The organism is Arthrobacter sp. PL16 (genome assembly GCF_035985055.1).
In the GTDB taxonomy this organism is placed as follows: domain Bacteria; phylum Actinomycetota; class Actinomycetes; order Actinomycetales; family Micrococcaceae; genus Arthrobacter_D; species Arthrobacter_D cheniae.
In genome coordinates, this window is sequence record NZ_JAXCIC010000003.1 from 94,517 (window position 1) to 112,427 (window position 17,911).

The following is a 17,911-nucleotide window of genomic DNA, read 5'->3' on the forward strand; positions in this document are numbered from 1 at the left end:
GCCTAAAATAGTTCCATGCCCACAATTGTTCACGAGTTTGCCTGGCCCGATCGGGTCATCGTCGGCACCATCGGCGTTCCGGGGGAACGCACGTTCTACCTGCAGGTGCGCACCGGAAAGCAGATCGTCAGTATCGCCCTGGAGAAACAGCAGTCTGCCCTGCTCGCCGAGAAGATCGACGAGATCCTCGACCAGCTCATCAAGCTTGAGGGCAATCCCTTCAGCATTCCCACGAGCACTCCCGTCGAACTTGTCGACAATGACCAGCTCGAGGCCGTCGAGGAACAGTTCCGGACCGGCACCATGAGCCTGGGGTGGGACCCGACGACGGCGCAAGTCGTCATCGAGGCCTACCCACTCATCGATGTCGATGCTGATGCTGATGCTGATGCCATCGAGGAATCGCTCGATGAAGACGGCACCGACGCGCCGGAAATGCTGCTGGTCCGCATGCCGGTCGGCACCGCCCGTGCCTTCGCCAAGCGCACCCGTGAGGTCGTGGGCGCCGGGCGTCCGATCTGCGTGCTCTGCGGTTACCCCATAGACGCCGACGGGCATGTCTGCACCGTTCCCGAGGTCTGATGCCGGCGCCCGACCTGGTGACCGCCGAGCTGACGCTCACCGGCCGCATCACGACGGCGTCGAACGCTACCTTCCTGGGCAGTATCGGCGAGGCGGCTGTCGTCTACAAGCCGATCAAAGGCGAGAAGCCGTTGTGGGACTTTCCCGACGGGTTCCTGGCGCACCGGGAGGTTGCCGCCTACCTTGTCTCCGAGGTTCTCGGCTGGAACATCGTGCCGCGCACGTGGCTGCGCGATGGTCCGTTCGGCGAGGGAATGGTGCAACTCTGGCAGGAGACTGACCCCGACCAGACGGCGGTTGATCTGGTCGCGGCCGACGATGTACCGGAGACCGGATGGAAGCAGGTTCTCGAGGGTCGGGACGAGAACAACCGACGAGTCGCCCTTATTCACGAAGACTCGCAGCCTCTGCGACGCATGGCCGTCTTCGACGTCGTCGTCGACAACGCCGATCGCAAAGGCGACCACGTCCTCGCCATGGAGGACGGACACCGACACGGCGTGGACCATGGACTTACCTTCAACAGTGATCACAAGCTCCGCACGGTGCTGTGGGGGTGGCTGGGAGACCCGCTCACCGCCGAGGAGCTCGACGGCATCGATCGTGTCAGCGACGGGCTGAACGGTGAGTTGGGCCGGGACCTGGCGGACCTGCTCACCGCCGAGGAAATCGCTACGCTCGCCGCGCGCTGCGCCCGGTTGCGATCGGCCGGCCGATTTCCGGTTCCCCGTGGCGAAATGCCGGCCGTGCCCTGGCCGCTGTTCTGACGGACGCACAACGTCCCGGCCTCTTGTAGCAGGAGACCGGGACGTTCGTCGTCGAGCGGGTTACTTCCGGCTGGTCGCGGTGCTCTTGTCGTCGTCGAGCCCGGACTCGATGTCCGTACCCTCGGCATCGGCCGTGACGACGGGCTCGCCCTCGACCTGATCGCGATCCTTCTTCGCGCCGTCGCCCCGGGTCTTCAGGAGGCTGGCGACGGTGGCGACGGCGATCGTGGCGCCGATGAAGAGCAGCGAGAGCCAGATCGGGATCTCGGGCACCCAGAGGAGCGGTTCGCCGCCGTTGATGAAGGACAGCTCGTTGACGTGCAGGGCGTGGAAGACGAGCTTCACGCCGATGAACGCGAGGATCACGGCGAGGCCCTGCGCCAGGTAGACCAGGCGCTCGAGGAGTCCGCCGATGAGGAAGAACAGCTGACGCAGGCCCATGAGGGCGAAGGCGTTGGCGGTGAAGACGATGTACGCCTCGTTGGTGAGGCCGTAAATCGCGGGGATGGAGTCGACGGCGAAGATCAGGTCCACGAAGCCGATCGCGATGATGGTCAGCAGCATCGGCGTGACGTAGCGCGTGCCACCCTTCTTCACGGTGAGCTTGTCCTCGTGGTACTCGTCGGTGACGGGGAGCACGCGGCGGACGAGCTGCATGAACTTGCCATCAGCCGGGTTGGAGTCGTGGCTACCGAAGGCCTGCTTGTAAGCGAGGAAGAGCAGCAGCGCGCCGAAGATGTAGAAGATCCAGGAAAAGTTTTCGATCAAGCCGGCGCCGATGGCGATGAACGCGCCGCGGAGGATCAGGGCGATGATGATGCCGATCATCAGCACCTTCTGCTGGTACTTCTTGGGTACCGCGAAGCCCGTCATCACGATGAGGAAGACGAAGAGATTGTCGATCGAGAGGGCCTTCTCGGTGAGGTATCCGGCGAAGTACTCGCCGCCGAACGTCCAGCCGGAGACGGTGCCGATACCGACGCCGAACAGCAGGGCCAGGCCGATGTAGAAGGCGGACCAGCGTGCGGATTCACCGATGGTCGGTTCGTGGGGTGTGCGCACGTGCGCGAAGAACTCGTAGACGAAGAAGAGGATCGTCACGGCAATGGTGATCAACCAGATCGTGGGGGTGACCTGCATGAGGTGTACTCCAGAGGGGTAGGCGTCGGACATAGGCGCCAAGGTCTCCTCCGCCCGGCCTGAGCCGGTACCGATGGCCCGGGATGCATCAGTGCATCCGTAGTGACGGGTCCATCGCAGTCGGGAGTACTCCCCTTGATACATCGATGCTAACGCATCGGGTCGGGTGCTAGTTCCTTTGTCGAGGAGGGACCGGGGAAGACTTCCCTGATCATGTGCCAGCTCGAACCCGCCGCCAAAAAAGCCGATAGTCGATCCCTCAGCGGGACGATGAAGGTTCACTCATGCTTTGCTGGGCCACGACCCCGATCAGTCACTTTGTAAGGCATGCCGTCCCGGTCATATGTGGTCCATTCGTCGACCGGCTCACCCATCTCGAAATACCCGGACCTCTTCAGAGTGCCGTCGATTCTGTACCACTCCCAGTAAGCAGGGTCAGCCGATGCCCCACCGACAGCTTCAGCGCAAGCGCCAAGGGAAAAACCCTCGAGCGGTAGGGGCCGGGTGCTGATGAATTCAGGTGCAACGCCGGAGTTCTGAATCCGGTGCTTCCGCTTTCTGTTCCTGCCGATGATTTCTGAGGTTCAGTTGCGTCTACTGCTTTTATAAGCACTCAAGGACGAAGGGCGAACATGAAGAATGATTGGCAGCTCGTGCATCAGGAACGCCAAGCCCTGGCTGAAGATCTCGCATCGCTGACCGACGCGCAGTGGTCCGTTGCCTCTTCGTGCGTAGCCTGGGATGTTCACGATGTTGTTGCTCACCTGATCGGGTCAGCTGGAACCACTCGACGCGGCTTTTGGGTGTCCCTCGCTCGGGCGGGCTTTGACTTCGACCGAGCGAACGCGCGGGAAGTAGCAGCCGAACGAGCCGCTACTCCTGCAGAAACGCTTCGAAAATATAGGGCGTCGATGACCAGCACCACCAGGCCTCCCGGGCCGTTCATCACCAGACTCATCGAGATCGTCGTGCACGGTGAGGACATCAGGCGACCTCTCGGTATCGAGCGCCCAGTCCTCAACCTGACGTTGGAGGAAGCGTTGATTTACCTCTCGGGTGACCGCTTATCCGGCGGGAGGAGACGGCTTGCTGGCTTGGAACTCACCGCGACTGATGAAGGATTCACGATCGGTTCGGGGCAGGTCGTCCTGGGACCAGCGTTGTCGCTTCTTCTCGTGGCGTCCGGACGTCCGGCAGCCCTAGAAAATCTCCAGGGACCCGGCCTCTCGCTTCTGCAGGAACGCCTGAACGCCTGAGCGGGATGAGACCAGCCATGACCTCCGTGCTCTGCACAAGACACAGTGTCCGTGTCAGATATCAGGGTCCGGTCCGTGTCCGACCAAAGACTGTCACCCACTTCGACCGATGAGGAATCTGGGACGGGGCTGCCCTGACGGCGGCTGCTTGACCATGTCAGGACAGCCACAGCCAGTCGAACACCGGACTCGGCTTCGCGCAGGGTTTCCGCGGCCGACCACGACCCCTCGACAAGGCCGAAGAACAGCAGGGTCTCGTATGGGAGCCACTTCAGGTCATCAGCCCTTACGACTCCGGGCCCTAGCCTTCATCTAAGGGTGGTCTGAGAGACCGTGGATAGCTGAGCGTCAACGCGCTAGACAGAAGGCCTGCTACGAAGGGATGGTCGGCATGATTGATCGTGAAGGTTTGGGCTCGTTTCTGCGGCATCGCCGTGAGGCGCTGCAGCCCGAGGATGTAGGGCTGATGCGGGGCCAGCGAAGGAGGACCAGTGGCCTGCGCCGTGAGGAAGTAGCCGGGCTGTGTCACATGTCGACCGACTACTACGCCCGGTTGGAGCGCGGCACCGGACCGCACCCTTCGGAGCAAATGATCACCTCGATCGCTCAAGGGCTGCATCTGGCTCTCGGGGAACGGGATCATCTCTTTCGCCTCGCCGGACATACACCTCCTTCCCGTGGCGTCCGCAGCGAGTTCGTCAGTCCCGGGCTGCTGAGGATCCTCGACCGGCTGACCGATACGCCGGCGGAGATCATCACCGAGGTAGGAGACACTCTGCGGCAGACACCTCTCGGCCTGGCCCTGCTCGGTGACGCTTCACTGCGCACAGGCCCAGGGCGCAGTATCGGGTACCGGTGGTTCACCGACCCGACAGTCAGGGAAGCGTACCCACCCGAGGAACGTGACCAACTGTGCCGTCTCTACGCCTCAGGACTCCGCCAACTTGTCGCACTCCGCGGACCAGGCTCACGTGCCGCCGAACTCGCCGCGCTCCTACAGGACAATGAAGACTTCCGCCGGGTCTGGGACACCCAGGAAGTCGGCGTGCAGCCGCCCGAGGTCAAACGATTCCTCCACCCCACCGTCGGCCGAGTGGATCTGAACTGCCAGACCCTCCTCGACCCGGACCAGTCCCACCGCCTACTCGTCTACACGGCCGTGCCGGGCAGCGACAGCTACGAGAAACTGCAACTGCTGACCGTCGTCGGCACGCACGTCATCAGCCCCTGACCTTGCCCCACAGCATCTGGTCGCGAAGCATGTGGCGTCGGAGCCTGTGGTGTCCCAGCAGCGACAATCATCCGCTGCTTCGTTATCCGTGGATCGACAGGTCCTAGATGTGGTGCGGCAGCCGGTACAGCATGAACTCAGGCACCGATCCCGGTGATCACCGAACACTCGACCGAAGGACCCTGAGATGCCACGAAGCTACGACCTCCCCATCCCTGACCTGACCGGACAGGTCGCCGTCGTCACCGGCGCCAGCGACGGCATCGGCACCGTCATCGCCACTCGTCTCGCACAAGCCGGCGCGGAAGTCATCATGCCCGTCCGCAACCAGGACAAAGGCGCCGCCGTAGTGGAAGGGATCCGCACCGGCGTCGACGGCGCGGAAGTCAGCACCCGACTCCTGGACCTGTCCTCCCTGACCTCCGTCACCGATCTCGTCACCACCCTTTCCGCCGAGGGACGACCCATCAACATCCTGGTCAACAACGCCGGCGTCATGCGCCCACCCGCACGGCAGGTCACCCAAGACGGGTTCGAACTGCAATTGGGCACGAATCACCTCGGCCACTTCGCCCTCACCCTGGGCTTGATGCCGCTCCTCAGGGAAGGCCACGCCCGTGTCACCCACCAGACCAGCGTCGCTGCACGGAAAGGCACCGTGGACTGGGCAGACCTGAATTACGATCAGAACTACAACGTAATGAAGGCCTACATCAGCTCCAAGATCGCCGTCGGCCTGTTCGCCCGAGAACTCGACGCTAGAAGCCGCGTCAACGGGTGGGGCATCAGCAGCAACCTCTCACACCCCGGCATTTCCCCCACGAACCTGCTCGCCGCGCAACCCGGAATGGGACGCGACCGTGTACCCCCGGAGCGCCGTGTCATCGGGGCACTCTCCCTCATCGGCCTGGCCGGAACCCCACAGAACGCAGCGTTACCCGCGCTCATGGCAGCCACAACCCCCGACAGCGGTGACCAGTTCTTCGGACCCAAACGCACCGCAGGCGGTCCACCCACCGCCCAGGAACACTGGGCACCCATGCAGAACATGGACGACGCACACCGTATCTAGGAAGCCTCCGAACAGCTCATCAATCTGAGAACAGCCCGCTGACCAGGAGGATCCATCCTAGGACTCGCCTGCCACGGCCGCTCAAGGCGAACCGGCGAGGTTTCGTCGGCGGGCTCCCTTCCCCGCTAGCCATTCACATCAAAATCGAGGTCGAGGGATTCGGGACTGGAGAGCTTTCGCCAAGCAGAGGTCACCCGTGCGCTGGGTAGCGCTGAAGGTACAAGCGCACTCCGACATTGCCTCTTTGCTTGGGCTGTAGTGCGCACAGGCCCTGGCCCAAGCACTGCTCGACGGCACGATCGCCGGTGCCGCGCTGGACGTGCGCGAGAGCGAACCCCTTACCCGACGACAGCCCTCTCCGGGGACTGGACGACTTACTCATCACTTCGCACCTCACCGGACAGACAGTTGAGGGCCTTTTGCTCTCGGATAGATGGAGCCGAGCGTCGATCGGACCGTCCACGGCACTGATTTTTTGAGGCTTACGGCCCTACCCCAGCTCTCACGATTTCCGCAGCATCATCTTGTAACCGTTGAGCTGCACCACACTTTGACGAAACACATCCACTCCCCCGCCGTCACTGCTTCTACTATGTTTTGCTACCCTGCCTCCTGAGCAGACGCGCTGATTTATGGCTGGTGCGTTGGTTTCAAGACGGTTTCTGGGCAACCGAAGAATCAAATTGGCATGGGCGAGTTGATCGGGCACTGAGTGGAAGATGGCTGGCCACTTGAGCAACTCGCTACACTGGGCGACGAGCAGCCCTGATGGCGCGCTGTTCTAGCGGCGGGTGCGCGGCCGGGAGTATCGGCTCACGAGATCGTTGAGCGCAAGCGTGGCGACGATGATCGACACGGCGACGCCTGCGAGCATGACGTAAAGTCCGACCAGCATCGACATGGGCGAACTCGCCTCGGTCAGGAAACCGATACCGCCCACTGCTCCAACAACCCAAAACACTGTCACGGCGAGCAGCACCGCCATCGACGGCAGGGCCGATTTGTTGTCCCTGAGCCACTGCACTTTTCGTCCTGCTTCAATCCCCATGAGCGCCATGCTCCAAGTGTCCGACCCGTCGATCACAGAGCGGGCGAGGACACGTCTCGACTGGGTCACAATGTGGATTCAACACACCGGCTCAGCACATGGTTGTGCCACCAAACCCGGCTGTCCAACAGGCTCGTCGGTATCCGGCGGAGTCCGCGACATGGAGTCGGGACATCATGAGGGTACTCTCACGTACGCACACGTGGACAGCAAGCGTTAGCTGCTGGAGTCACCGTAGTGGGATCGCACGTTCCTGGAACCAGCGGATCAGCTTTTGAAGGGTGCGGATTGTCCTGGCGGGGTCCGGGTCCGAGTCAGCATCGGCGAACGTCCGCTCGTAGCCAGGCACCTCATCGGATAGCTCGTGAGACATGATGGGACTGATGGACTCGTAGGCCATGGTCCAGTCCGGGAATTGTCGTTGTTCCGCGGTGTCCTCGACCAGGATGCGGATCGCTCTATGACGGGTGTCCTCGATGATGGCGCTCATTCGCTCACGCACAGACATCGCCGGGCCTTCGAGAACTTGAAGAAAACGGCCTTCCCGGTACAACAACATGCCTGTCACCAGCGTTTCAGCGTTGTTGCGTCGGCTTGTCGTCAACAATGCGATCAGATCCGCCTCCGTGAAGAGGTCCACGGCGGTACTGGTATAGACAATCGATAGCAACTGATCCTCCTGGAGCATCATGGCAGCGAGCCTAGCCGAGGTACGGCAGCAACTTAAGCTTCCACTTCTCAACAAATGCGTACTGAATCGATGGGATCAGTCGACTAGCTGAAGAGGCCGAGCTCGGGCACGCTGAGAGCATGACGACCACCATCGCGGTACTCTCCGACATTCATGGGATGCTTCCGGCTCTGGACCAGGTACTCGCGGAACCAGCTGTGCAAGCCGCTGAGCTGATAGTCGTAACCGGCGACCACACGTGGGGCCCGCAACCTGCTGAAGTGCTGGATCGACTCATCGGACTAGGTGATCGCGCAGTTCTGATCCGCGGTAACGCCGACCGAGAGCTCCTGCAGATGGCTCAAGGCATGGATGTCGGCCTCAAGGATGACCCCCTCACGGTGTGGGGTGCAGCCCAGTTGTCGCCTGCTCATCTCGAGCTCCTGGCCGACATGCCCGAGCAACTCATCCTGGATGTGCAGGGCTTCGGTTTCGTCCTGTTCTGTCATGCCACCCCTCGTGACGATGAGGAAGTTGTCCTCGTCGACAGCCGACGCGAACGTTGGGAGCAAGTCCTGCAGGAGATGCCGACGGAGGTGCAGACGATTGTCTGCGGGCATACACACATGCCGTTCATGAGACTCGCCGCGAACCGTTTGGTGATCAATCCCGGCAGCGTCGGGCTTCCCTACGGTAGGGCCGGTGCGCACTGGGCGCTGCTTGGCGACGGTGCTGTCACGTTCGCTCGAACAATCCTCGACAGTAATCAACTCATCGAGGCCGTCGGGTCGACGTCAACTTTTCCGCAAGTCACCGATTGGTTGGAGGATGCAGTGCGCCATCCTGCAACTGATACGGACGCCATCAAAGCCTTCGGACCCAGAGATGGCCGCCCGTCCCAGTGAAGGAGTATGTCTTCTGAGAATGCCGTGCTCAGCTGACCAAATACACCTATGTAGACACCGTCATGGCTTTTTATCGGACAGGGCTCTTCATCAGATGCTGCCTTGTCGTTCGATCACGAGGAGGCGGGCTTCGGGGGCTGGGTAGGCGACGTGCTCGTCTCCTGGTTGGCGTAATAGATGCGCCCTGGAGTGAGTCGTTCTACGTATTCACCAGTGTCGTCGCGGTAGTGCAGTCGACGGCTCCATCGAGGACCACGAAGACTTCGGCCCGGATCCTCTTCAGACATGGCTTGGAGAGGGGCTGCCCCCCGAGTTGCTTAACATCACATTCGTTCACCTACTGCTTGGCGGTTGTGGTTGCTAGAGCGGGTGATGGGGTCGGGGGTGGTTGTTCGGTGCGGTTCCGGCCGCCTGTAAGCACTGCTGTGGCTACTCCGCCTAGGAGAAGCAGTCCGCCGACTATCTCGGTGATGGTTGGCTGTTCCTGCAGGATCAGCCAGGCGGTACTCATTCCGACGACGGGGACGAGCAAGGTGAACGGCACCACCGCGGATGACGGGTATCTGGCCAAGAGGTGGTTCCAGATCCCGTAGCCGATCAGGGAAGCGAAAATCGCTGTGTAGAGGGCGCTCAGGACAGTGGCGGTCTGCAGATCGGTGACCGTTGCTGCAACAGCTTCCGGACCGTCGATGACGAGAGAGAGCCCAGCCAGGGGCAGCGGCACGACGGCGCCGGACCAGACCACCAACCCGAGTCCGGATGCGGCTTTGGCTTTGCGTGCGATCACGTTGCCAGCAGCCCAGGAGAGGGCTGCTCCAAGCACGATGATCAACGGAAGCAGTGGCGCTACCGCGCTGCGACCAAGGGCTACGACGGCCAGACCAGCAACACCTAGGATGACACCGGCGATCTGGCGCCGGCTGGGACGTTCACCGAGGAACGCGGCGGCCAGCAGCACGGTCAGCAGTACCTGTGCCTGGAGTACCAGAGAGGCCAGACCCGCCGGCATGCCTAGCGCCAGGGCCAGATACAGCAGCCCGAATTGCCCGGCACTCATGAAGAGTCCCACGCCGAGTATTGCCGCCCAGCTCACGTCAGGCTTCCGCACGAAGAAGATCCAGGGAAATACCACCAGAGCGAACCTCATCACTACGAACAATAATGGCGGGACGTCGCGGCCGTTGGCATGAAGACCTAGCTCGATGGCCACGAAATTGAGCCCCCATAGGACGGCGACGAGGGCAGCAAGAAGAGAATGACGAAGATTCACGTTCCTCATCCTGTCGTACTAGAGGGATGAAGCACCAGCGTTGATTACCAGCCAGTACCGTGTATGTTTGCTTCATGGTGGATATTGGGGCACTGCAAGCCCTAGCAGCTGTCGAGCAGCACGGGTCCGTTGTTGCTGCCGCGCAGATGATGGGTTTCAGTCCGTCAGCCGTATCCCAGCAGATCAAGAAACTGGAGAAACAAACCGGCTTTTCGGTGTTGGAGCGGCACGGACGCGGAGTGCTGCTCACCGAACGTGGCCATGCCCTTGCCTCGTACGGGCGCCGTATTCTCGCGGAACTGGAAGAACTCCAGTCCACACTGTTAGCTGATCCAACTGCACCGCATGGCCGGCTGCGGGTTGTGTCCTTCTCCACCGCATGCCGGGGTCTGGTGGGACCGATGCTGGGAAGAATCAGTACCTCCGGAGTTGATCTGGATGTCACGGTGGTCGCGGAAGACCCACGCGAAGCGGTAGCCCATGTCGCTGACGGCACAGCCGATCTGGGCATCGTCCACAACTGGAACTCAGTGCCACTAGAGGTGCCCGACCATCTACTACTCGAATGGCTGTGTGAGGATGTAGCGGACCTGCTAGTCCACCGCGACCATCCTCTTGCCGGGTATGAGGAGGTTGAACCGTCCCAACTGATCAACGAGCACTGGATCAGCACCCCGCACGGCGCCATCTGCAACGAGGCTCTCCTGCGGATCTTCGCCGATCTGGGACGCATTCCGCAGATCAAGGTGTACGACCCTGACTTCGCAACCCACGTAGCGATGGTCGAACAAGGAGCACTCGTCGCGCTCATGCCTCGCCTTGGCCGTTCCCCCTTGCCCGCCGACGTGATCGCGATACCGATGATCAACCCCGTACCGGCACGCCAGGTAGGGCTGGTGCACCGCAGGACAATGGCTCAAAGCCCAGGCATCGGACATGTAGTAGGGCTCCTGCGCGAGATCACACTGCAGACGGTTGGTTGAACCCAACCGCGCTGCACTCACCGCGATGGGCACGTGCCGCGATGGGCCGCCTTATCTCGCGGTCGCGCGGTACTTTTGACAGTGGCTTACCACCGGAATATAGAGGTAAGCGCTACGTCGTGGTCGGCGTGGTCGATTCAGCCCCACGAAGGTATTTGATCCATCTAATCGTTTCCAGAGACCAGAAACAGCAAAAAAGCACAATCTCGTACCACTCCAGAATCAACACTCTGTGCTCGGCGTCGTATTTCGACGCTAGGAAAAATACGGCTATAGAGCCAACCGACATGAGCCCTGCCAAGATTTTGTAGAAGTGGCGCAGTGTACGATCCGCTGCCTGCACAGTGCGCTCTGGGTCGCCTTCTGCTGCAATATTCGGCCACCCATGGCTGAACACCACCACTATCAACGAGGCGATCATGAAAATTGCTGCGATAGTGTGCACATCGAACCGATATGAATTCAAGGAAAGCCCCGGCAGCGTCACCCTGTCAACTGCGACGGACAACAATTGTGAGTATGCCAAGGTGACGAAGAAGATTACTGCCGCTGCTGTGCAGAGAACTATTACGCGCTTACCCCGTCCGCCCCTGACGAGGAGGTTAACAGTGCGGCGGGACCTGATCAACTCTCTGATCAGCAACACGGCGCAGAACAAGAGGACGACGGTCAGTGTGATCCGCAGAGACAAGCCGTACCCCTCCGCGGTCAACGCCGGCTCTGCGTCCCTGAGCGCAGTGGGCAATTCGTCCGGAAGGTCACCATCGCTTCTCAAGGCAACGGCAAGGGCCGCTTCACGATTGCGCAAGTCACGCATGATGGTGTCCAACTCGGCTGGTACCAACGCCACGAAGACGGCGAAAAAGCCCGCCGAGTTCAGTGCGAAATCCTCCACTGCGAACCACCCGCGGTAGGTCACCATACACGCGGCGGTAGCGATGATTACCGCGACGAAGACGTCTCTCATCGGGCCGCCGTAGTAGGCGCTGATCGAACTCTCGAATCCCCCAGTCTCCCGCGCATACCAGGCGGTAACTAAAAACAGCAGGAAGGGAAGCCCAATCATCATCCACCGCAAGAAGCTGTAGGTAATCAGCAGGTCGTCGTAGTCGCGCCGGGCCACGGTTATCGTGGCTCCTGGCTGATCGGGAGCAACTTCATCCTGCAGGGGGCCTTGCATGCCCGAATTTTGCTCCCACCTTCGACCGGGGTCAAGAGTGCGTATCAACGCGCCCCAGCGGGACGGCCTCCGTAGGCAGCAGCGTTCCTTGCCTGTACGCTGACGATGTCGGTGCTGGGCGTCGACTTATACACGAGGGGCACTCGTCCGGCAAGTTCCAGCTGACACTGTTCAGTTCGACACGGTCTCAACCAAAGGTCTCACACCATGAAAAATCCTTCAGCGCGCATGCGCAAAATCGCTATGCTCGGTGCCGCTCCTCTTGCTGTGCTCGTTGCCGGGGGGATGGTCTGGCAGGGCTCGCAGGCTGCATTCACCGCTTCTACGCGCAATGCCGGTAACTCGTGGAGCACCGGAAACGTCGTCCTGAACGATGATGACCTCGGAGCTGCCGCGTTCACCGTAGAGAACATCGTTCCAGGGCAGTCCGGCGAGAAGTGCATTGTGGTCACCTCCCAGTCGAACGTCGCCGGGGAAGTGCGGGCCTATACCCAGAACCTGATCCCCTCGCGCGGCATGGAGGACAGGATCTTCATCGACCTGGAGCAGGGCACCGGCGGCTCCTTCGCCGACTGCACCGACTTCATCCCAGCGGCCGAGAACACCGTACCGGAGCTACCGCTGTCGACCCTTGCAACGGTCAACAGTGACTTCGCGACGGGCGGTTCCGCCTGGCAGACCGCCGGCATCCCCGGAGAGACTCAGAGTTACCGGGCCACCTGGCGCTTTGAAACCGGCGACATGAGCCAGGACGCGATCAACGCCCTGCAGGGCGCGCGGACCGGCATCGATCTCGTCTGGGAGCTCCAGTCAGACGACTCCCCAACTGCCCCGTAACGCGGGCATCCAGGAGACAGTGACTTTGTGAACCGGGAGGAACCCGGGCACGTCCCGGTGTCCTCCCGGTTCGGCTTGGTGTTTTCCGCTGACGGGTGGGTGTCTTTCGTGGCGTTCGCCCTGTCGCGCCTATATCTGGGTGTGGTGCTCAGCCTTGCCCTGATCGCGATCCTGCCCCTTCTGCTGCCGTCGCTGAATTGGCACGGCACGGTTGTCCAAAGCGGGTCGATGGAACCACACATCAGTGCGGGCGACGTCGTTCTCGCCGCTCCCTTGGAACCCCGAACGCCCGCCCCCGTCGGCGGAGTGGTGGAGTACACCAGTCCTGCCTTCGCGGAGCCCAGTGGAGTGGACAAAACCCGGCTCCATAGAATCGTCGCCGAAAATACGGATGGCACCTTCGTCACCGCCGGCGATGCGAACGCCGACGTGGACAGCACGCCGCTGACCCTCGAGCAGATCACGGGACAGGCACGGCTTCTGGTTCCGATGATCGGTCTGCCCGGATTGTGGCTGAACATCAGGGACTATTCGTCGCTTGCATGGTGGTCCGCGTTGACTCTCCTCGCCATCGTCATGGCCCTCTTCGGCGGTCCGCGCAGTGATCCCCACGATAAAGATGCTGATGAGGAGGATCCTGCAGGCAGTGACGGAGTTGCTCCATCCGGCGTCGCGGGCTTCACGGTCAGGGTTGGTGCGGCCGCAGGAATGACTGCAGTAATACTGGCCCTCGTCGTCGCCAGTGGGATCATGTCATCGACCGCCGCCTTCACAGCCACCACCGTAAATTCCCCGAATACGTTCGGTGCTGCTGCTGACTGGACCCCGCCGTCCGTCACCATGGTCAGCCCCGGCCCATCAGTGCAGGCCACCACGGCCCTCGCCGCTGAAGCTTCCGACACCGAAACCGCCATCAGCAACATCACAATCGAGTACCAGGCAGACGGAGGCACCACGTGGACAGCCGTGTGCACGGTGACCACCGCTCCCTACGCTTGCGATTGGAACACCCGAAGCGTGCCGGACGGCTCGTATAGTCTGCGCGCCACCGCCACCAGCACCATCGGCCTCAGCGCCACCTCCGCCGAGGTGCACACCACGGTATCCAACACCTTCATGGTCACCCTTGCAGACCCCGGCGATATCCAGCGCGGCACAGTCGTTCTAGCCGCGACCCTCTCCGGCTCAGGCTCACGCAGCTACTCGGTACGCACGGAATACTCCCTGGCCGGAAGCAACCGGTGGAGCGCTCTGTGCACGACCGTCGCCGCACCCTATAACTGCGCCTGGAACACTGGCGGTCTTGCCAACGACTACTACGACTTGCGCGCCGTCGCCGTATCGGGAAGCACGACGACCTACTCGGAAACCATCACTGATGTCCTGGTCGACAATCTGGCGCCCGTCGTCACCCTGAGCGACCCCGGTACGCCCTTGAGTGGAACCAGAACTTTCACAGCAACCGCGACCGATGCTCATTCCGGTATCGCCCAGGTCCAGATGCAGTACAACCGAACAGGCACACCCACCTGGACAACCATGTGCACCATCGATACGGCGCCGTTCTCGTGCCGGTTCGACACGACGACCCTGACCGCCGGCGCCTACAATTTCCGTGCTATCGCCACCGACGCTGCAGGTACCAGTACAACCTCAGCCGTCGTGTCGAATCGAACGGTGGACAACACCATTGCCTCCGTGTCGGTAGAAGACCCCGGCGCCTACCTGACCGGAATAGCAAGACTTACGGCATCGGCGAACTCCACCGCCGGAATCCGGCAGGTGCGTATCCAATCCGCGCCCACGGGAACCACCGCCTGGACCACGCGCTGCATCCCCACCGTCACCCCGTACAGCTGTGACTGGGACACCAAGAGCGTCCCCGACGGTCTCTATGACCTGCGCGCGGTCCTCACGGACAACACCGGACGGGAGACCCTGTCGGCGACCGTCAGCGCCCGCAGGGTAGACAACAGTCCGCTACGCGGTGCCGACATCCAGACAACCAATGGTCCCGGGACACCAGGAGCACTGGGAGCCGGCGACTCCATGACGTTCACCTACAGCCAGCAGGTCAACACCGCCACTGTTGTCTCCGGATGGACCGGAGCCGCGCTGCCCGTGACCGTTCGCTTGCGGGACGGGAACCTGCTCGGTCTCGGCAACATCGGGGACACCGTCGACATCCAGCGTTCCGGCACCACCGTCAACCTCGGCACGGTCAATCTCATGCAGAACTACGTCAGGAACCGTAAGACTGCCACCTTCATCGCGACGATGACAGCCACCACTGTGACTACCAACGGAGTTCCACGAACGGTCATCACGGTGGCACTCGGCGCCGCCTCCAACGGACCTGGCAATCTCCGCACCACGATCACCCCATCAACCATGATCTGGAACCCCACCACCGCAGTCGCCAGCACCACCGGCACCCCCAGTTCCAACGCCCCGGTCACCGAAACGGGCCCCTTCGACAGAGACTTCTGACCCCCGTACGTCAGCCCTGCCTCCACATCCGGTGGCACGGAGGAGTCCGCAACGCTTCCCCCGGAGGCTCCCGCCTGTCAGACCGCACCAACCTATGAGCGTCCTACAGAGCCTGTACCCATCCTCGAGCAGCCACTGCGCGAACCTCCTCTGAATCCACCAATCGTCCAGCTGTCGCCGAGCCGACAACTGCAGAGAAAAAGGGCCCACCACAATGACCAGCACCGTTCTCGTCGCAGGCGCCACGGGCGACCTCGGCGCCCGCATCGTTCGCGAGCTGCTCGGCGACAACTCACACCCGGCCACCCTCGTCCGGGTTCTGACACGCCCCGGCAGCGGGACGGCCCAGGGCATGTATGCCAGGGAGGATCGGGTGGAAATCCACGAGGCGGCGTACACGGATCAGTCCACCCTCACGACCGCGTTGTCAGGCGTGGACACCGTCATTTCGGCTGTCAGCGGTGCGAGCACCGTCATTCTTGACGCTCAGCGGGTCCTGCTCGCGGCCGCTGTGGACGCCGGCGTAAAGCGCTTCATCCCGTCGGACTACTCGGCGGACTACCGCCGGGTGACTCCCGGCAGCAACCGCAACTTCGAGCTCCGGCGCGAGTTCGCCGCCGATCTCGACGCCGCGCCACTCCGCGTGACGTCCGTCCTCAACGGTGCCTTCACCGACATGCTCACGGGACAGGCCCCCATGATCCTGTTCGCGCGGCACCATGTCCTGTTCTGGTCCTCCCCAGACCAGGTCCTCGACTTCACCACGAAGGACGACGTCGCACGTGTCGTCGCGCTCGTGGCCCTCGATGCGGATGCTCCCCGCGTCGTCGAGGTTGCAGGTGACCGCGTCACCGCCCGCGACATTACCCGGACCCTGAGCGAACTCACGGGTACACCCTTCACCACACAGTGGGCCGGCACCACGGGGACCCTGTCCGCGATGAGCAAGATCGGGCGATTCTTGTCAAAGGACAAGAACGCGACGTTCCCGGCTTGGCAGGGCATGCAGTACTTCGTCAGCATGTTCAGCGGCGAGGCCGAACTGCACCATGTCGACAACGAACGCTACGGTCCGCACAACTGGACATCGGTGCGTGACGTGCTTCAGGCGCACCTGCAAAGCACGACGGTCGATTCCAAGTAGACGGCTTGGTTCGAGCGAGGACGGTTCGGCGACCAGCACCTACCGGGTGGACCTCACCCGGTAGCGTTCCCCGCAGCACGACGACGGGGCATCCGCAACAGCGAGCGCCCCGTCGTCATCGGGCCGGGGCCTACCTAGGCTGGATCGATGATCCCTGCGCACTGGCTGCCGCACTACCGGCAGGGCGACGGTGAGCTCCTCGGTTACCTCGTGCCCGAGGCGGAGCAGTACCTGCCCGTCACCGTGTTCGGCTACGGGCTCGCGGCTGCGGCCGATGAGGACGATGCCGGCCAGGTCCTCGAGAACGTCGGCCTAGGCTATCTTGCCGACACCTGGTTGCTCACCCTCGAGGACCGCGACGACCCGATCAACGTGCAGATCGTCGAAGCCAGTCCCGAGCGCCTCCGCGTGAAGAGCGTGGACTACGGGTGGGAGCAGGACTACGGCACGATCATCGAACTGAAGGTTCCCGATGACGGCAGGCTCGGCCGCTGATTGCGCTGAGCCGATCAAGGCGCGTGGAGCTCTAGCGCGCGCCGACCACCGAGAGGTCCGGCATCTCGCGCCCGAGACCCGCGATGAGCGCACGGCTCTGCGCCCGAATGGCCTCGAGCAGGGTGCCTGCACCACAGAGCACCATGGCCGCGTCGGCCACCTGCAGCGGCGAGTCCGGGGTCACCTGGCCGTCCGCCCGGAGGCTCACCAGGGATTCGACGAGACGGAAGGCCAGCTCCCCGTGGTGCTGGGGATCTCCGGGCCACAGCGGAGCAGGAACCACCGCGCACCCGAGAATTCGGTACAGGCCCCGCAGCTCCTCGCGGTCCGCGAGGAAACCACGGAACCGCTCATCCCTCGCTTCAGGCAGGTGGTAGAGGATACCGATGTTCCATCGGCCGCTGCACAGGTGCGTCCCGTCGAACAGCGCCACGGCATGGAGCCGAGCCGCAGGAGACACGGCATCGTCGGCCTTCCCCGTGTCAACGGCCACTGCCCGCGCGAAGGCCAGCCCCTCCGCGACCGTCCCGGCCAGGACCTCCTCGAGGATGTCGTCCTTCGTGGCGAAGTGGTGATAAAGGGAGGACTGGCGGACGCCCACGGCTTCGGCGATGGCGCGCGTGGAGGTGGTGGCGTAGCCCTGCGTGGTGAAGAGCTCCGCTGCCGCGTCGAGGATCTCCTCGCGGGCGGTGGCTCCGGGGCGGGTGGATTGTCGCGCTCGGGGACGTCCAGGTCCGGCTAGTGTCACGGCTTCATTCTTGCATCCGGGAAAACGGCCGGACAGCGATGCCCCCTTGCAGGGAAATCACGAAACATCGCGGAAACAAGCTCCTCACACGCT

18 protein-coding genes are annotated in these 17,911 nt (G+C 62.5%); 12 read left to right on the forward strand and 6 right to left on the reverse strand.

Translation table 11 applies throughout. The features are described 5' to 3' along the window. Positions 1-15: 15 nt before the first annotated feature. Positions 16-582 carry a DUF3090 domain-containing protein gene (locus tag RCH21_RS07640; RefSeq protein ID WP_326963872.1) on the forward strand — a complete coding sequence of 189 codons (567 nt, stop codon included), beginning with the start codon at positions 16-18 and terminating at the stop codon, positions 580-582. After that, on the forward strand, positions 582-1,349 hold the full coding sequence (locus tag RCH21_RS07645; RefSeq protein WP_326963873.1) for an SCO1664 family protein: 768 nt from the start codon (positions 582-584) through the stop codon (positions 1,347-1,349). The genes RCH21_RS07640 and RCH21_RS07645 overlap by 1 nt, the downstream gene beginning before the upstream one ends. 60 nt (positions 1,350-1,409) lie before the next feature. Here RCH21_RS07645 and RCH21_RS07650 read toward each other — a convergent pair whose 3' ends face one another. Continuing rightward, positions 1,410-2,489 (reverse strand): TerC family protein, encoded by a 1,080-nt coding sequence (locus tag RCH21_RS07650; RefSeq protein ID WP_326964147.1) that lies wholly within the window; start codon positions 2,487-2,489, stop codon positions 1,410-1,412. A 632-nt stretch (positions 2,490-3,121) separates the two neighbouring features. Between RCH21_RS07650 and RCH21_RS07655 the strand changes: the two genes are divergently transcribed. From RCH21_RS07655 to RCH21_RS07670, 4 genes are all read left to right on the forward strand, one after another. Beyond that, a complete protein-coding gene (locus RCH21_RS07655; RefSeq protein WP_326963874.1) occupies positions 3,122-3,745 on the forward strand; it encodes a maleylpyruvate isomerase family mycothiol-dependent enzyme in 624 nt (207 codons plus the stop codon). A gap of 391 nt (positions 3,746-4,136) precedes the next feature. Then, positions 4,137-4,976, forward strand: coding sequence for a helix-turn-helix transcriptional regulator (locus RCH21_RS07660; protein WP_326963875.1), 840 nt, complete (start codon positions 4,137-4,139; stop codon positions 4,974-4,976). A 187-nt stretch (positions 4,977-5,163) separates the two neighbouring features. Continuing rightward, the gene (locus tag RCH21_RS07665; protein WP_326963876.1) at positions 5,164-6,048 is read left to right on the forward strand and encodes an SDR family oxidoreductase; all 885 of its coding nucleotides are present in this window, start codon (positions 5,164-5,166) and stop codon (positions 6,046-6,048) included. 298 nt (positions 6,049-6,346) lie between these two features. Further along, positions 6,347-6,460, forward strand: a complete 114-nt coding sequence (locus RCH21_RS07670; protein ID WP_326964148.1) for a hypothetical protein — start codon at positions 6,347-6,349, stop codon at positions 6,458-6,460. A 369-nt stretch (positions 6,461-6,829) separates the two neighbouring features. On the opposite strand, the gene RCH21_RS07675 is transcribed toward RCH21_RS07670, so the two are convergent. After that, positions 6,830-7,096, reverse strand: coding sequence for a hypothetical protein (locus RCH21_RS07675; RefSeq protein WP_147394326.1), 267 nt, complete (start codon positions 7,094-7,096; stop codon positions 6,830-6,832). Positions 7,097-7,325: 229 nt separating this feature from the next. Then, positions 7,326-7,787 (reverse strand): BLUF domain-containing protein, encoded by a 462-nt coding sequence (locus tag RCH21_RS07680; protein ID WP_235830651.1) that lies wholly within the window; start codon positions 7,785-7,787, stop codon positions 7,326-7,328. Positions 7,788-7,906: 119 nt separating this feature from the next. On the opposite strand from RCH21_RS07680, the gene RCH21_RS07685 reads away from it, so the two are divergent. After that, positions 7,907-8,671 (forward strand): metallophosphoesterase family protein, encoded by a 765-nt coding sequence (locus RCH21_RS07685; protein ID WP_326963877.1) that lies wholly within the window; start codon positions 7,907-7,909, stop codon positions 8,669-8,671. Positions 8,672-9,008: 337 nt separating this feature from the next. Here the strand turns inward: RCH21_RS07685 and RCH21_RS07690 are convergent, their stop codons facing one another. Beyond that, a complete protein-coding gene (locus tag RCH21_RS07690; protein WP_326963878.1) occupies positions 9,009-9,941 on the reverse strand; it encodes an EamA family transporter in 933 nt (310 codons plus the stop codon). Positions 9,942-10,015: 74 nt separating this feature from the next. Here RCH21_RS07690 and RCH21_RS07695 point away from each other — a divergent pair, with 74 nt between their 5' ends. Continuing rightward, positions 10,016-10,924, forward strand: coding sequence for a LysR family transcriptional regulator (locus RCH21_RS07695; protein ID WP_326963879.1), 909 nt, complete (start codon positions 10,016-10,018; stop codon positions 10,922-10,924). Positions 10,925-11,036: 112 nt separating this feature from the next. Here RCH21_RS07695 and RCH21_RS07700 read toward each other — a convergent pair whose 3' ends face one another. Next, the gene (locus tag RCH21_RS07700; protein ID WP_326963880.1) at positions 11,037-12,104 is read right to left on the reverse strand and encodes a hypothetical protein; all 1,068 of its coding nucleotides are present in this window, start codon (positions 12,102-12,104) and stop codon (positions 11,037-11,039) included. Between the two features lie 228 nt (positions 12,105-12,332). Here RCH21_RS07700 and RCH21_RS07705 point away from each other — a divergent pair, with 228 nt between their 5' ends. The 4 genes from RCH21_RS07705 to RCH21_RS07720 all read left to right on the forward strand — a co-directional run bounded on the left by RCH21_RS07705 (position 12,333) and on the right by RCH21_RS07720 (position 17,070). Further along, positions 12,333-12,941 (forward strand): hypothetical protein, encoded by a 609-nt coding sequence (locus tag RCH21_RS07705; protein WP_326963881.1) that lies wholly within the window; start codon positions 12,333-12,335, stop codon positions 12,939-12,941. Positions 12,942-13,040: 99 nt separating this feature from the next. Then, complete coding sequence (locus RCH21_RS07710) at positions 13,041-15,431, forward strand: Ig-like domain-containing protein (RefSeq protein ID WP_326963882.1); 2,391 nt, start codon at positions 13,041-13,043, stop codon at positions 15,429-15,431. A 214-nt stretch (positions 15,432-15,645) separates the two neighbouring features. Further along, entirely contained in the window at positions 15,646-16,575 is a 930-nt protein-coding gene (locus RCH21_RS07715) for an NmrA family NAD(P)-binding protein (RefSeq protein WP_326963883.1), read from the forward strand. A 147-nt stretch (positions 16,576-16,722) separates the two neighbouring features. Continuing rightward, complete coding sequence (locus RCH21_RS07720; RefSeq protein WP_326963884.1) at positions 16,723-17,070, forward strand: hypothetical protein; 348 nt, start codon at positions 16,723-16,725, stop codon at positions 17,068-17,070. A gap of 31 nt (positions 17,071-17,101) precedes the next feature. On the opposite strand, the gene RCH21_RS07725 is transcribed toward RCH21_RS07720, so the two are convergent. Further along, the gene (locus tag RCH21_RS07725) at positions 17,102-17,818 is read right to left on the reverse strand and encodes a TetR/AcrR family transcriptional regulator (RefSeq protein WP_326963885.1); all 717 of its coding nucleotides are present in this window, start codon (positions 17,816-17,818) and stop codon (positions 17,102-17,104) included. Positions 17,819-17,911 lie beyond the last annotated feature (93 nt).

Bases quoted from the DNA above. Each gene is read 5' to 3' on its own strand.
- RCH21_RS07640 (WP_326963872.1), top strand. From the start codon at position 16: ATGCCCACAATTGTTCACGAGTTTGCCTGGCCCGATCGGGTCATCGTC.
- RCH21_RS07645 (WP_326963873.1), top strand. From the start codon at position 582: ATGCCGGCGCCCGACCTGGTGACCGCCGAGCTGACGCTCACCGGCCGC.
- RCH21_RS07650 (WP_326964147.1), bottom strand. From the start codon at position 2,489: ATGCAGGTCACCCCCACGATCTGGTTGATCACCATTGCCGTGACGATC.
- RCH21_RS07655 (WP_326963874.1), top strand. From the start codon at position 3,122: ATGAAGAATGATTGGCAGCTCGTGCATCAGGAACGCCAAGCCCTGGCT.
- RCH21_RS07660 (WP_326963875.1), top strand. From the start codon at position 4,137: ATGATTGATCGTGAAGGTTTGGGCTCGTTTCTGCGGCATCGCCGTGAG.
- RCH21_RS07665 (WP_326963876.1), top strand. From the start codon at position 5,164: ATGCCACGAAGCTACGACCTCCCCATCCCTGACCTGACCGGACAGGTC.
- RCH21_RS07675 (WP_147394326.1), bottom strand. From the start codon at position 7,096: ATGGGGATTGAAGCAGGACGAAAAGTGCAGTGGCTCAGGGACAACAAA.
- RCH21_RS07680 (WP_235830651.1), bottom strand. From the start codon at position 7,787: ATGATGCTCCAGGAGGATCAGTTGCTATCGATTGTCTATACCAGTACC.
- RCH21_RS07685 (WP_326963877.1), top strand. From the start codon at position 7,907: ATGACGACCACCATCGCGGTACTCTCCGACATTCATGGGATGCTTCCG.
- RCH21_RS07695 (WP_326963879.1), top strand. From the start codon at position 10,016: ATGGTGGATATTGGGGCACTGCAAGCCCTAGCAGCTGTCGAGCAGCAC.
- RCH21_RS07700 (WP_326963880.1), bottom strand. From the start codon at position 12,104: ATGCAAGGCCCCCTGCAGGATGAAGTTGCTCCCGATCAGCCAGGAGCC.
- RCH21_RS07705 (WP_326963881.1), top strand. From the start codon at position 12,333: ATGCGCAAAATCGCTATGCTCGGTGCCGCTCCTCTTGCTGTGCTCGTT.
- RCH21_RS07715 (WP_326963883.1), top strand. From the start codon at position 15,646: ATGACCAGCACCGTTCTCGTCGCAGGCGCCACGGGCGACCTCGGCGCC.
- RCH21_RS07720 (WP_326963884.1), top strand. From the start codon at position 16,723: ATGATCCCTGCGCACTGGCTGCCGCACTACCGGCAGGGCGACGGTGAG.